This window comes from Massilia varians, assembly GCF_027923905.1.
In the GTDB taxonomy this organism is placed as follows: domain Bacteria; phylum Pseudomonadota; class Gammaproteobacteria; order Burkholderiales; family Burkholderiaceae_D; genus Telluria; species Telluria varians_B.
Map to the genome: position 1 here is coordinate 2,229,492 of NZ_AP026966.1, position 12,761 is coordinate 2,242,252.

The window sequence follows — 12,761 nt, forward strand, 5'->3', positions numbered from 1 at the left end:
GCCTTCAGAAAGATCAAGGCTCGGTTTGCAACACCAGATTATAGACGATGATGCACACGAGCATGAATCGTAGGCCAGCCCAGCCGTATATGGCTTAGAATGGGCGGATTGTCGATAGCGAACACTTCTGTTTCGCTTTCCATGTCACTTTCGTAGTACCGAGCAATGAGCAAGAACAGCCAAGCCAGCACTTCCGGATACACCCGCACTGCGCAATCCACACGCGCCCGCCAGCCCCTGCCTGGCCGGCTGTCGCGACTCCTGTCGGAAGCGCGCTGGATCGCCATGGCCGTGGCCTTCCTGTATTTCGTGCTTATTTTATTAAGCTACAACAAGGGTGACCCGGGCTGGTCGCATGCCAATGCCGTCCCCAAGATCGCCAACCTGGGCGGCAAGGCCGGCGCCTGGCTGTCCGACCTGCTGCTGTTCATCTTCGGTTTCTCGGCCTGGTGGTGGGGCGTGATCTTCCTGCGCGGGGTCTGGAAGGGCTGGCGCCGCCTGACCGACAAGCTGGGCGCGGTCAGCGAGGAGCCGCATCATGCCGGCGAGATGTACGTGCGCTGGACCGGATTCGCCATCATGCTGGCCGGCAGCCTGGGCCTGGAATACCTGCGCCTGTGGTCCTGGAACGTCGAGCTGCCGCGCGCCGCCGGCGGCGTGCTGGGCCAGCTGATCGGCCATTCGGCCCACGTCGCCTTCGGCTTCACCGGCGCGACCCTGCTGCTCCTGCTGCTGTTCGGCCTGGGCTTCTCGCTGTTCTTCCAGGTGTCCTGGCTGGCCGTGGCCGAGCGCATCGGCGAGTCGGTCGAGAACACGATCGGCTGGTTCCACATGCGCATGGAAGACCACGAGGACCGCAAGCAGGGCGAAGCGGCCGCCGTCAAGCGCGACGAGCTGGTGGTCAACGAGCGCCAGAAGTACACCGAAAAGCATCCGGCCCCGCCGCCGATCGTCAAGGCCGAGCCGTCGCTGGAGCCGCGCGCCGAGCCGACCCAGGCGGCCCCTCAGGTGCCCCAGGTCCTGCCGCCGTCGACGCCGGCTTCGCTCGCCATGCCGGCGCCGTCGGCCCAGGCCCCGGTGCCGTCGATCAAGATCGAGCCGCAGATGACCAGCGTGCCGAAATCCGAGCGCGCCCAGAAGGAAATGCAGACCCCGCTGTTCCACGAGCTGGCGGGCGACGGCGGCCTGCCGCCGCTGGCGCTGCTGGACGAAGCCCCGCCGGCACAGGAGGCGGTGGCGGTCGAGACCCTGGAATTCACCAGCCGCCTGATCGAAAAGAAGCTGTCCGACTTCGGCGTCGAAGCCAAGGTCGTGGCCGCCTACCCGGGGCCGGTGGTCACCCGCTACGAGATCGAGCCGGCCACCGGCGTGAAGGGCAGCCAGATCGTCAACCTGGCGCGCGACCTGGCGCGTTCGCTGTCGCTGACTTCGATCCGGGTGGTCGAGACCATCCCGGGCAAGAACTACATGGCGCTCGAGCTGCCGAATCCGAAGCGCCAGATCGTGCGCCTGTCGGAGATCGTCGGTTCCAAGGTCTATGGCGACAGCGCATCAAGCCTGACCGTCGCCCTGGGCAAGGACATCGCCGGTAAACCAGTCTGCGCCGACCTGGCCAAGATGCCGCACCTCCTGGTGGCGGGCACCACCGGTTCGGGTAAATCGGTGGGCATCAACGCGACCATCCTGTCCTTGCTCTACAAATCCGACCCGGCGGACGTGCGCCTGATCCTGATCGACCCGAAGATGCTGGAGATGTCGGTGTACGAAGGCATCCCGCACCTGTTGGCGCCGGTGGTGACCGACATGCGCCAGGCGGGCCACGCCCTGAACTGGGCGGTCAACGAGATGGAGCGCCGCTACAAGCTCATGTCCAAGCTTGGCGTGCGCAACCTGGCCGGCTACAACGGCAAGATCGTGGAGGCGGCCAAGCGCGAGGAACACATCCCGAACCCGTTCTCGATCACCCCGGACGCGCCCGAGCCGCTCGAGAAGCTGCCGACCATCGTCATCATCATCGACGAGCTGGCCGACCTGATGATGGTCGTGGGTAAGAAGGTGGAAGAACTGATCGCCCGCATCGCGCAGAAGGCGCGCGCGGCCGGCATCCACCTGATCCTGGCGACCCAGCGGCCGTCGGTGGACGTGATCACCGGCCTGATCAAGGCAAATATCCCGACCCGCATCGCCTTCCAGGTCTCCTCGAAGATCGACTCGCGCACCATTCTCGACCAGATGGGCGCGGAAACGCTGCTGGGCATGGGCGACATGCTGTACATGCCGCCGGGTACCGGCCTGCCGGTCCGCGTGCACGGCGCCTTCGTCTCGGACGACGAAGTGCATCGAGTTGTAAAACATCTCCAGTCGCTGGGAGAACCGAACTATATTGAAGGCATCCTGGAAGGCGGTACGCTGGAAGAGGGCAATGCCGACGGCATCCCGGCGGGCGAGGGCGGCGGCGAATCCGACGCGCTCTACGACCAGGCCGTGGCCGTGGTGCTCAAGAACCGCAAGGCCTCGATCTCGCTGGTCCAGCGCCACCTGCGCATCGGCTACAACCGTGCGGCCCGCCTGATCGAGCAGATGGAGCAGAACGGCATGGTGTCGCCGATGCAGTCGAACGGCAACCGCGACATCCTCGTGCCGGCCACGACCGCCGAATAACCGGTCTGTCACCGTATGTGGGCGGGTCGTGATGCGGTCCACTGGACCGCATCACCCCACGCGGTCTACGTACGGCGGCAAGGCCACAACAAGAGGAATGTATATGAAATTCACGACTTACCGATTCGCAGCACTCATCGCAACGACCGCATTTGCCCTGTCGGCCAACGCCGGCGCCGCCGCCCTCGACCAGTTCAAGAGCTTCGTCGCCAGCACCAAGTCGGCCAAGGGCGAATTCACCCAGCAGCAGCTGACCAAATCCAAGAGCGGCAAGGCGGCGCCGGTCTCGAGCGGCACGTTCGTGTTCGCCCGTCCCGGCAAGTTCATCTGGACCTACCAGAAGCCCTATGAACAGCTGCTGCAGGCCGATGGCGAGACGCTCTACATCTACGACAAGGACCTGAACCAGGTCAGCACCCGCAAGCTGGGCAACGCCCTGGGTTCGTCGCCGGCCGCCATCCTGTTCGGCAGCAACGACCTGGAAAAGAACTTCACCCTCTCGGAAGCCGGCGAGCGCGACGGCGCCGAATGGCTGACCGCGGTACCGAAGAGCAAGGACACCACCTTCGAGCAGATCGGCATCGGCCTGAAGGGCGGGGTGCCGGTGGCGATGGAGCTGAAGGACCAGTTCGGCCAGGTCTCGCTGCTGAAGTTCACCAACTTCCAGCGCAACCCGGCGCTGGGCGCCCAGCAGTTCACCTTCTCGGTGCCGAAGGGCGCCGACGTCGTCAACCAGTAAATCCCGCTGCCGGGCGCCCGGCAGGATCGCGCTTGACGTCGACAGGCCCGGTCTCAGTAAATGGTGGTGCGCAGGTCGATGTGCTTGATCGGTTCGAGCGCAAGGAAGCTGGCGCCGGTCGGCGCAGCCTGCAGGGTCACCCAGACCGTGTGCTCCTCGTAAAAATAAGAGCGGTTGGAACCGGCGACCGAGGCGCGAAAGCGCCCGTTCCAGTCGATCCGGACCGCGTCGCCCAGCCCGCCTTCGAACAGGGGCGAGGCCAGCCAGGCCGGCCACCTGGTCCTGAGCATGCTGTCCCACGGCCGCGACAGGGACACGGCGAACCCGTCGCCCACGCGCCAGGCCTTCAGGTTGTCCGGCCGGGCAGGGCGGTCGTGGGCCCAGGCCGGATCGTCCAGGCTGCGCACCAGGTGGCGCGGGACGAAGCCGTTTTCTTCCAGCGCCGCCACCTCGTGGCGGATCGTGGCCCCGCCGCCCAAGATGGGCAGGGTGTGCTCGCGCGGCGCGGCCAGCCGCGGCCCGGCATCGGCGGCGGCGCGCGAGGCCTTGGTCCACCTGGACCAGACGTCCTGGACCATCAGGACGGGCGCGGGATGCTTCATGGGGCGGCTCCGGCATGGAAACGGGGAGTCATTATAGGACAGGCGCCGCCCGGGCCGACCGTCTCTGCCGCGTGCATCGGCTACACTAGGCACATGCACAACACTTCGCACTATTTCTCCTTTCCCTCGCGCGTCCCGGGAGCGCATCATGGATGACCTGTTCAAGAACGAGCCCGCCCCGCCGCTGGCCGAAGCCCTGCGTCCGCGCACCATCGACGAAGTCATCGGCCAGAGCCACCTGCTCGGCCCCGGCAAGCCGCTGAACCTGGTGTTCAAGTCTGGCAAGCCGCATTCGATGATCCTGTGGGGACCGCCGGGCGTGGGCAAGACCACGCTGGCGCGCCTGACCGCCTATGCCTTCGACTGCGAGTTCATCGCGCTGTCGGCGGTGCTCTCGGGCGTGAAGGACATCCGCGCCGCCGTCGAGCAGGCCGAGCACTACCTCCAGCAGGGCAAGCACACCATCCTGTTCATCGACGAGATCCACCGTTTCAACAAGTCGCAGCAGGACGCCTTGCTGCCCTTCGTGGAATCGGGCCTGGTGACCCTGATCGGCGCCACCACCGAGAACCCTTCGTTCGAGGTCAACTCGGCGCTGCTGTCGCGCTCCCAGGTCTACGTGCTCAAGGCCTTGAGCGACGAGGAGATGCGCCAGCTATTGAAGCGCGCCCAGCAGCGCGTGCTGCAGCACCTGACGTTCGACGAGGTTGCGGTCGATACCCTGGTCGGCTATGCGGACGGCGATGCGCGCCGCTTCCTCAACCTGCTGGAGCAGACCAAGACCTCGAGCGACACGGCCGGCGTCACCCGCATCACCGCGGAGTTCGTCGAGAACGCGCTGACGCTCAACGCACGGCGCTTCGACAAGGGCGGCGACAATTTCTACGACCAGATCTCGGCCCTGCACAAGTCGGTGCGCGGCTCGCATCCGGACGCGGCCCTGTACTGGCTGTGCCGCATGCTCGACGGCGGCGCCGACGCCAAGTACCTGTCGCGCCGCATCGTGCGCATGGCCTGGGAAGACATCGGTCTGGCCGACCCGCGCGCCCTCCAGATCGCCAACGATGCCGCCACCACCTATGAACGCCTCGGTTCGCCCGAAGGCGAGCTGGCCCTGGGCCAGGCCGTGATCTACCTGGCGATCGCCGCCAAGAGCAATGCCGGCTACAACGCGTTCAACGAAGCGATGGCCTTCGTGAAGAAGGACAAGTCGCGCGAGGTGCCGGTCCATCTGCGCAACGCGCCCACCAAGCTGATGAAGGAACTCGGCTACGGCCACGCCTACCGCTATGCCCACGACGAGCCGCATGCCTATGCGGCGGGCGAGACCTACCTGCCGGACGGGATGCGCGAGCCGGGCTGGTACCGGCCGGTGCCGCGCGGGGTGGAGTCGAAGATCGCCGACAAGCTCGCCTTCCTGCGCAGCCTCGACGACGAGGCCGGCGGGTCCTGACGAAAAAGCCCCACGATGGGCTGGCCATCGCGGGGCTGTGCAGGGTGGGGCGGAGCCGTTCTGGTTCCGCCTGGCCTCGAAATCAGTAGTTCTCGTAGGCGCCGATGTCCCATGCGCCGCCCTTCGGACGCAGCGCGTTGTCGATGTCGACCGTCGGGGCGGCGGTCTTGATGCCCTTGTTCACGGCTGGCGACGTGCTCTGCAGGCGATAGTCGCCGGTGCCGGTCGGGTTGTAGCTGACGAACTTCGGCTCGGCGTTGACGGTGCCGGTAGCGCTGCCGACGCGCAGCGAGATGGCCGAGCCGTTGCCGTAGACCAGGTTGTTCGCGGTGACGTTGCCCGAGCCGATGCAGCTCTGGCCCGAGTAGCAGTACTGCGAGATGCCCTGGCGCGGGTTCTTGTACACGATGTTGTTGATGACCTTCGTGTTCTTCAGCTGGATGTTGCCCGGCTTGTCGCCCACCCCGGTGACGATGCCGCCGCCCATGCTGCTCGAGCCGTTGGCGAACACGGTGTTGTTGGCGATGGTCGAATCGGTCGCGGCATGCCACAGGTGGATGCCGTAGGCCGAGGCGCGGTAGACGATGTTGTTCATGATCTTGCTGCCGCGGTTCGACGAGTAGATACCCTGAACGCCGTTGCAGCCGCCCGGCTTGCCGATGTCGTGCACCACGTTGCCGATGATGTCGCCGGCCGCGCTGGTGTAGCTGGCGTTGACGATGCCGGCGCCGCCGGAACCCGTGCAGCCGCCCGAGACGGTGATGTGGTGGACGCGGTTGTTGGTCACCAGCGTGTTCGAACCCATGTTCTGGATGCCCAGGCGGCCCGGGCCGCTGATGTCGAAGCCGTTGATCTCGACGTAGCTGCCGTTATTCAGCCACATCACTTCCTTGCCGGTGCCGACGATCTTGGCGCCCCACTTGGTGTCGGACACGAAGCGGATCGGGGCGCTCGAGGTGCCGCTGAGCCTGGTCGTGACGTTGCCGTTGTAAGTGCCTGGCGCCACGTGCACGGTGGTGTTTGCCTTGGCGACCGAGGCGGCCTTGTTGATGGTTTTGAAAGGACGCGCCTGGGTGCCCGGGTTCGAGTCCGAACCGGTGGTGGCCACGTACAGGTGATAGAACGAGGTCTTGGCGGTGGAGTCGGTGCGGTTCTGATATTCCTGGCTGCTCATCAGGGCGACGCGCACGGTGTCCAGCGGCATGCCATTGTTGACGTGGCCGGCCCAGTAGGCGAGGCCGGCGGTGTCCGGCTCGCGGCCGAGCAGCGTACGGTAGAGTTCGGTGACCTGGTCGACCGAGCTCGTCGCGGCGGCAACAGTCGCTTCGGATGCCATGGCGTTGTCGGCGGCGTAGGCGGTGCTGCCAAGGGCGGTCAGCAGGACGGCTGCGCTGCAGCAAAGGAGTGCGTTGACGCGGGCATTCGAAGCAAAGTTGACTACGTTTTTCATTAGAGAGTTTCCTTCTCAAAAAAGTAAAAGCGAACCTTTGAGAGCAGGAAACTGCGGGAGTTCAATTTTTTTGGAGAAAAATTTTCCGGTGATAATAATTCCGCAAAAACTGTTTCGAATGTGAAAGCGAAAGCGATATGAAAGGGTTAACCGATATCGAGAGGCGCGAGCGCCCTTGGCCGCCAAGTCGGGCGCTCAGTGTTGATAAGCTCCGATGTCCACTGCGGGCGCGCGCGGCCGGCTCACCCCTTCGATATCGGTCGGGGGCGCAAGGGCAACCACCCCACGTTTGCGGGCCGGTGAATCCTTGCGCAGGCGATAGTTGCCTTTGCCATCAGGTCGGAAATCGACAAACAGAGGATCTTGGGTAATCGTTCCAATATCTTTCCCAACCAACATTTCAATTTTTGCAGCATTTCCGAAAACAAGATTGTGCGCGACGAGATTGTCGGCGCCGATGCAGGACTCGCCGGGATAGCAATATTGCCGGATCGACGCGCGCGGATGGTAGGCGACGATGTTGTTGATCACCTTGGTTTCCGTCATCACCACATTTCCCGGCGCATCGCCGGTTCCCAGCACGATGCCCCCGCCGGTCGTGGTTGAACCGTTCGCGAACACCGTGTTGTTCGCGACGACGACCTTGTTGGCGGCATGCCAGAGATGGATGCCCCATGCCGAGGCGCGATAGACGACGTTGTTGTAGATCTTGCCGCGCAGGTTGGAGTAATAGATGCCCTGGACACCCGAGCAGGTGCCCGGCTCGCCGATGTCGTGCACCAGGTTGCCGCTGATTTCGCCGTCCGAGGCCTGGTAGTTGCTGAATACGATGCCGCCGCCGCCCTTGCTGCTGCAGCCGCCCGTGACCGTCAGGTCATGCACGTGGTTGTTGAGCACGCGCACCCAGGAGCCGTAGTTCAGGATGCCGTTACGTCCGCTGCCGCTGACGTCGAAGCCGGCAATCTCGACGTGCTCGCCATGGTTTTCCCAGACCGCCTCAAGGCCGCTTCCGATGATCCGGGCGCCCCACTTGACCGTCGAGACATAGCGGATCGGCGCGCTGGGCGTGCCGCTCTTCATCGACTTGATGTTCTCGCGGTAGGTGCCGGGGGCGACGTGGACGGTACTGCCCGGAACCGCGCGCCGGGCGGCAGCGCCGATGGTCTGCAGCGGCGCGCCTTCGGCGCCGGGGTTGTTGTCGTTTCCGCCGGGAGCGACGAACAGGGCACGCGGGTCGACCGGCTGCTCGAGCGAGATACATGCCTTGAGGCCGAGGCCGGCCACCAGCAGGGTGCAGGCGATCAGCGGATACCGAAAGGTTTGCAGGTTCATTGTCTCTGACGATAGGACGAGCGCGGCGCCGTGGCCGCCGGGATCCCGAGCTTAAACCGGCGCACGATTGCGGACCTTGCGTTAGGCCGAGCATTCCTGCATTCCGTCGTTGTTTAATTTTGGCAATTGATTCGCCACGCTTGCCGGCTTGATCGTGCGCAGCATGTCGCGATGACGGGTCCGGATAATGAAGCGCAGGCGCCAAGGCAAGCGCACGCGCTGGCGCAAGCGGCACATGGCGTGGCGTCTTCATCCGCATCCGAATCCGACAGCGAGCACCAAGACAGCGACGACAAGCCCTATGCTGACCCAAATGAAGAGCCTGCTTGCGTCGCTGCCACTCGGCCGCAGCCCCGACGCGCGCCGCAACCTCTCGACCGCCATCGGCTCGACGATGCTGCGCCAGATGCTCTCGAGCGCCTTGTACTTCGTCGCCTTGTGGATCACCACGCGCCAGCTCGGCCCGCACCACAACGGCCTCCTGGTGACGGCCCTGCTGCTGCCGCAAACCCTGTACGCCGTCCTGAACCTGGGCCTGGCCTCCAGCCATGTCTACCACATGAGCAGCGGAACTCCGGATGCCGCGGCCATGCGCCGCGTGAACTGGATCCTGGCCTGCACCCTGTGGGGCGTGGCCGTGCTCGCGCTCGCGCTGAGCAGCGACGTCATGGTCGGGCGCTACCTGCCGGGCACGAGCAAGGACACGGCCTTGTTTGCCAGTCTGCTGTTCCCGGCCATGCTGCTGGCGGCCTGGACCGTATCGCTGATCCAGGGCGCGCGCGACTACACCACCTTCAACAAGACCGCGCTGATCCAGCCCTTCACCTTCTGCGCGGGCGTGCTGGCGCTGGGCGCCGCGGGCGCGATCAGCGTCGTCGCGGTGCTGAGCTGCCATATCCTGAGCCAGGCCGCCTTGTGGCTGGCCAGCGAAACGCGGGTGCGGCGCTACCCGGCCGCAGCTCCCGGCGGCGCGCTCGACCTGGCGCGGATGATCGGCTATGGGCTGCGGGCGCACCTGAGCAACGTGATCACTTTCCTCAACTACAGGGTCGGCTTGTATACGGTCAGCCTGCTGCTCGATCCATCCGCGGCCGGCATCTACGCGCTCTCGGTGCAGCTGGCCGAGGCGCTGTGGCTGATCGCGAGCGCGGCATCGGTGGTCGTGTTCCCGGAATCGGCGGCGGCCAACGGCACGCCCGCGGCGCTGCGCCAGATGGTGGGCCGCATCGCGCGGGCCGTGTTCAAGATCACGCTCGTGGTGGGCGTGCTGGCGGCGGGGCTATCCACCGTGCTGATTCCCTGGGCTTTCGGGAAGGATTACGCGGGCGCCGTCCTTCCCTTCATTGTCCTGTTACCGGGAATTATCACCTGGAGCTACATGAACGTCATTGCCAACTCGCTGGCGGGCATGGGCCGGCAGGGCGTCAACATCGTGGGGGCCACCTTGTCCCTGGTACTCAATGGCGTGGGCTGCATGCTGGCGATCCCGGCCTACGGCATGTGGGGGGCGGCGCTGGCCGCCAGCGTGGCGTTCACGGCCACGGCCGCTTACACGGTGTTCATGTACCGGCGCATCATGACCAAGCGTATCGCGCAGGCCGGAGGAGACAAGGGATGACGAAGAAGATGCTGATGGTGACCTCGCTGTATCCGTATGGGAATGGCGAGACCTTTATTACAGCCGAGCTCGAACACGTCGCCCACCACCTCGGCCATATCGAGATCGTACCCGGCTTCTATTCCCGCGACGCGGCGCCGCGTCCGGCCTGGCAGCCGGTCAACCTGGCCTATGCGGACGGGCGCTGGGGGGCGCTGCGGGTGCCGCGGATGCTCGCCGCGCTCGTGATGAGCCTGTTCAAGTACCGCTGGCTGTCCGACTTCAGGCTGATCCTGAAGCGGCGCGGCAAGCTGGCGAATATCAAGGAACTGGTCCGCGCGCTCTACCGGGCCAATATGTTCGAGCGCTTCCTGAAGCAGCAGGCGCGCGCGGGCAAGGACGGCTACGACCTCATCTATTTCTACTGGCTGGTGCCCGAAATCCTCGGGGCGGCGCGCTTCTGCCGGACGTCGGGCGGGAGCGCCCGGGTGGTCTGCCGCGCCCACCGGGGCGACCTGTACGAGGAAGTCAAGCCTGCCGGCTACGCCGGGCTGCGGCGCGAGATCATCGCCGAGGTCGACGCGATCTACTGCATCTCCGACCACGGCAAGCATTACCTGGAGCAGCACTATGCGCATCTGGCTGCGAAATTCCACCTCGCGCGGCTCGGGGTCAACGATCCGGGCTTCCTGAACCACCAGCCCGGCGCCGGCCCGCTGAGCATCGTGTCCTGCTCCTTCGTCATCGCCAGCAAGCGCCTGCACCTGCTGGTCGACGCCATCGCGCAGCTGCTGGCGGCCGATCCCCTGCTGCAGGTGCGCTGGACGCACGTCGGCAACGGCCCCTTGCTCGAGGCGGTGCAGGCCCATGCGGCAAGCCGCCTCGGGCCGCGCGCGCAGGCGCTGTTCAAGGGCTACCTCACGCAGGCCGAACTGATGGACCTGTACCGCGAGGACAGGTTCGACCTCATCGTCAACGTGAGCGACAGCGAAGGCATCCCGGTGAGCCTGATGGAGGCCGCTTCGGCCGGCATCCCGATCGTGGCCACCGACGTCGGGGGCAGCGCGGAGATCATCGGCGGCGGCAACGGCGTACTAGTGCCGGCCGATGCCGACGCGGCCACCATCGCGGCCGCCATCGCCCGCTTCCAGGACCGCGGCGCCGCCGTCGCCTGGCGCCGCGCTGCGCGCCGCTTCTGGGACGAGCGTTTCAACGCGGCCGTCAACTACGACCGCTTCGGGCGCCTGCTTGCCGGCTTGCCCGGTGCGCCGGCCGCCGGCGGCGCGCCGCAGGCCGCGGCAGCGGCAGGGCAGGGCGGCGACCGGGTGGCCGGCTGAGGCGCCACGCACGCAAGGGAGGGAGCATGACAGCGCATCCACCAGCACGGACCAGCCGTATCCCGGCAGCCCTGGCGTTGTTCGTCTCGCTGTTCCTGCTGTTTACCCCCTTCGAGCAGGGCGGGCCGAATCCGAGCATGTTCCCGAAGTATTTCTCGGCGGGCGTCTCGGCGCTGGCGCTGGCGCCCCTGTTCGTCATCACCAGGCTGCGCTTCCGGGTGGAGAGCCAGCTGGTGCTGGTGACGCTTGCGATGTTCGCCTTCCATGCGCTGGTCGTGAAACCCGTGCCGTTTCACTTCCTGTTGCTGGTCCTGCTGAACGTGATGCTGGCCGTCTTCATCTATGAGGCAAGCTTCGCCTGGCGCGCCGAGTTCAGGACGGCGGTTTCCTGGCTACTCTTGCTCAATGCGGTGGTCATCGCGGCCCAGGCATTGATGTTTCACCTGCTGGGCGCGCCGATCTTCGACTTCCACAAGATGATCTTCGGCTCCAACAGCCGCTTCGTCGAGGATTACCTCAACATCGCACGCTTCTCCGGCCTGCACGTCGAGCCCGGCACCTATGCCAACTACATCGGCTGCCTGACGGCGATCCTGATGCTGACCTCCGAGTTCAGCGCCCGGTTCGTCGCCCTGTGCTTCGTGGCCGTGCTGTCGGTGTTCGTGACCAACTCCGGCTCGTCGGTCTATTTTGTGCCGGTCATGGTCCTGCTCCTCGGCTACCTGTGGCATTCCAAGGTGCGCCTCATCCATGTGGTCGTGCTGGCCGCCTCGCTGTGCGCCTACCTGCTGCTGTCGGGCGTGCTCGAGCACCTCGAGACGCGTTTCTTCGAGCAGGACGACGGCAGCTTGTCGCACCGGATCGACGGCGTGAACGCGTGGCTGGCCCTGACCCTGGAAGAGAAACTGATCGGCGTGGGTTTTGCGGAGGATCCCTGCGTGCGCTGCTACTACCAGGACATCGGCATGATCTTCAACCTGCTGACCCGCGGCGGTATCGTCGTCCTGCTCGCCTTTGCCCTGGTGATCGGACGCATGCTCGTCGCCAACGGCCTGGTCCTCTCCGTGCTCCTGATGCTCATCCCCATCAACGAGAAGATGTTCTTCTACGAGACACCGATCTGGCTTTTCATCCTGTTCGCCATGACGCCCTTCGTGCGCCGGAGCGCGCCGCGCCGCGCCACGACGGACGAGGCCGTGGGCGGCATCGCCGCCGCGTCCGCGCCGCGCCCTTGAGGCCGCGCCGAGCGCCTTGTCCGCCCTTACTGCACTTGATGCCGCGGTTTCGGCACTTCATCGCAAGTCGATGGCGGCCCGAGGGGCGTGGCGCTAAAGTTCGAGCATACCAACGTTGCCTCACCAAGGGAGAACACCATGAACATCCGTAAAAACTTCGAAGCCATCTTCCTGGCCGCCGCCGCACTGGGCCTGGTCGCCAGCTACGCCACCGCCGCCGCCCGTCCGGTCGAGGTCGTCAAGCACGAATCCGCGATCCTGATCGACTCCACCATGCACGTGGTGGTCGTCAAGGCGCCGCGCCTGAGCGTCGCCGAAAAAGCCGGCCTGAAGTAATGCAGGGAAGGGCTGGCGC

The 12,761-nt window shown here is 65.5% G+C and carries 11 protein-coding genes; 7 read left to right on the forward strand and 4 right to left on the reverse strand.

Annotated elements, in window-relative coordinates:
* The first annotated feature begins 165 nt into the window (after positions 1-165).
* Positions 166-2,661 (forward strand): DNA translocase FtsK, encoded by a 2,496-nt coding sequence (locus MasN3_RS10195; protein WP_281913914.1) that lies wholly within the window; start codon positions 166-168, stop codon positions 2,659-2,661.
* A gap of 103 nt (positions 2,662-2,764) precedes the next feature.
* On the forward strand, positions 2,765-3,400 hold the full coding sequence (gene lolA, locus MasN3_RS10200; protein ID WP_281913916.1) for an outer membrane lipoprotein chaperone LolA: 636 nt from the start codon (positions 2,765-2,767) through the stop codon (positions 3,398-3,400).
* 53 nt (positions 3,401-3,453) lie between these two features.
* On the opposite strand, the gene MasN3_RS10205 is transcribed toward lolA, so the two are convergent.
* Entirely contained in the window at positions 3,454-4,002 is a 549-nt protein-coding gene (locus MasN3_RS10205; protein WP_281913917.1) for a hypothetical protein, read from the reverse strand.
* Positions 4,003-4,150: 148 nt separating this feature from the next.
* Here MasN3_RS10205 and MasN3_RS10210 point away from each other — a divergent pair, with 148 nt between their 5' ends.
* Positions 4,151-5,455 carry a replication-associated recombination protein A gene (locus MasN3_RS10210; protein ID WP_281913919.1) on the forward strand — a complete coding sequence of 435 codons (1,305 nt, stop codon included), beginning with the start codon at positions 4,151-4,153 and terminating at the stop codon, positions 5,453-5,455.
* Between the two features lie 82 nt (positions 5,456-5,537).
* Here the strand turns inward: MasN3_RS10210 and MasN3_RS10215 are convergent, their stop codons facing one another.
* The 3 genes from MasN3_RS10215 to MasN3_RS10225 form a co-directional block, all read right to left on the reverse strand.
* Positions 5,538-6,905 (reverse strand): choice-of-anchor Q domain-containing protein, encoded by a 1,368-nt coding sequence (locus tag MasN3_RS10215; protein ID WP_281913920.1) that lies wholly within the window; start codon positions 6,903-6,905, stop codon positions 5,538-5,540.
* Positions 6,906-7,100: 195 nt separating this feature from the next.
* Positions 7,101-8,237, reverse strand: a complete 1,137-nt coding sequence (locus tag MasN3_RS10220; RefSeq protein WP_281913922.1) for a right-handed parallel beta-helix repeat-containing protein — start codon at positions 8,235-8,237, stop codon at positions 7,101-7,103.
* 81 nt (positions 8,238-8,318) lie between these two features.
* Positions 8,319-8,474, reverse strand: a complete 156-nt coding sequence (locus MasN3_RS10225; RefSeq protein WP_281913923.1) for a hypothetical protein — start codon at positions 8,472-8,474, stop codon at positions 8,319-8,321.
* A 64-nt stretch (positions 8,475-8,538) separates the two neighbouring features.
* Between MasN3_RS10225 and MasN3_RS10230 the strand changes: the two genes are divergently transcribed.
* The 4 genes from MasN3_RS10230 (at position 8,539) to MasN3_RS10245 (ending at position 12,742) form a co-directional block, all read left to right on the forward strand.
* Complete coding sequence (locus tag MasN3_RS10230; protein ID WP_281913924.1) at positions 8,539-9,855, forward strand: lipopolysaccharide biosynthesis protein; 1,317 nt, start codon at positions 8,539-8,541, stop codon at positions 9,853-9,855.
* Positions 9,852-11,171, forward strand: coding sequence for a glycosyltransferase (locus MasN3_RS10235; protein WP_281913925.1), 1,320 nt, complete (start codon positions 9,852-9,854; stop codon positions 11,169-11,171). The genes MasN3_RS10230 and MasN3_RS10235 overlap by 4 nt, the downstream gene beginning before the upstream one ends.
* 26 nt (positions 11,172-11,197) lie before the next feature.
* Entirely contained in the window at positions 11,198-12,406 is a 1,209-nt protein-coding gene (locus tag MasN3_RS10240; protein WP_281913927.1) for a hypothetical protein, read from the forward strand.
* Between the two features lie 138 nt (positions 12,407-12,544).
* A complete protein-coding gene (locus MasN3_RS10245) occupies positions 12,545-12,742 on the forward strand; it encodes a hypothetical protein (RefSeq protein ID WP_281913928.1) in 198 nt (65 codons plus the stop codon).
* Positions 12,743-12,761: the final 19 nt, after the last annotated feature.

Bases quoted from the DNA above. Each gene is read 5' to 3' on its own strand.
- MasN3_RS10215 (WP_281913920.1), bottom strand. From the start codon at position 6,905: ATGAAAAACGTAGTCAACTTTGCTTCGAATGCCCGCGTCAACGCACTC.
- MasN3_RS10235 (WP_281913925.1), top strand. From the start codon at position 9,852: ATGACGAAGAAGATGCTGATGGTGACCTCGCTGTATCCGTATGGGAAT.
- MasN3_RS10225 (WP_281913923.1), bottom strand. From the start codon at position 8,474: ATGTGCCGCTTGCGCCAGCGCGTGCGCTTGCCTTGGCGCCTGCGCTTC.
- MasN3_RS10220 (WP_281913922.1), bottom strand. From the start codon at position 8,237: ATGAACCTGCAAACCTTTCGGTATCCGCTGATCGCCTGCACCCTGCTG.
- MasN3_RS10205 (WP_281913917.1), bottom strand. From the start codon at position 4,002: ATGAAGCATCCCGCGCCCGTCCTGATGGTCCAGGACGTCTGGTCCAGG.
- MasN3_RS10230 (WP_281913924.1), top strand. From the start codon at position 8,539: ATGCTGACCCAAATGAAGAGCCTGCTTGCGTCGCTGCCACTCGGCCGC.
- lolA (WP_281913916.1), top strand. From the start codon at position 2,765: ATGAAATTCACGACTTACCGATTCGCAGCACTCATCGCAACGACCGCA.
- MasN3_RS10210 (WP_281913919.1), top strand. From the start codon at position 4,151: ATGGATGACCTGTTCAAGAACGAGCCCGCCCCGCCGCTGGCCGAAGCC.
- MasN3_RS10195 (WP_281913914.1), top strand. From the start codon at position 166: ATGAGCAAGAACAGCCAAGCCAGCACTTCCGGATACACCCGCACTGCG.
- MasN3_RS10245 (WP_281913928.1), top strand. From the start codon at position 12,545: ATGAACATCCGTAAAAACTTCGAAGCCATCTTCCTGGCCGCCGCCGCA.
- MasN3_RS10240 (WP_281913927.1), top strand. From the start codon at position 11,198: ATGACAGCGCATCCACCAGCACGGACCAGCCGTATCCCGGCAGCCCTG.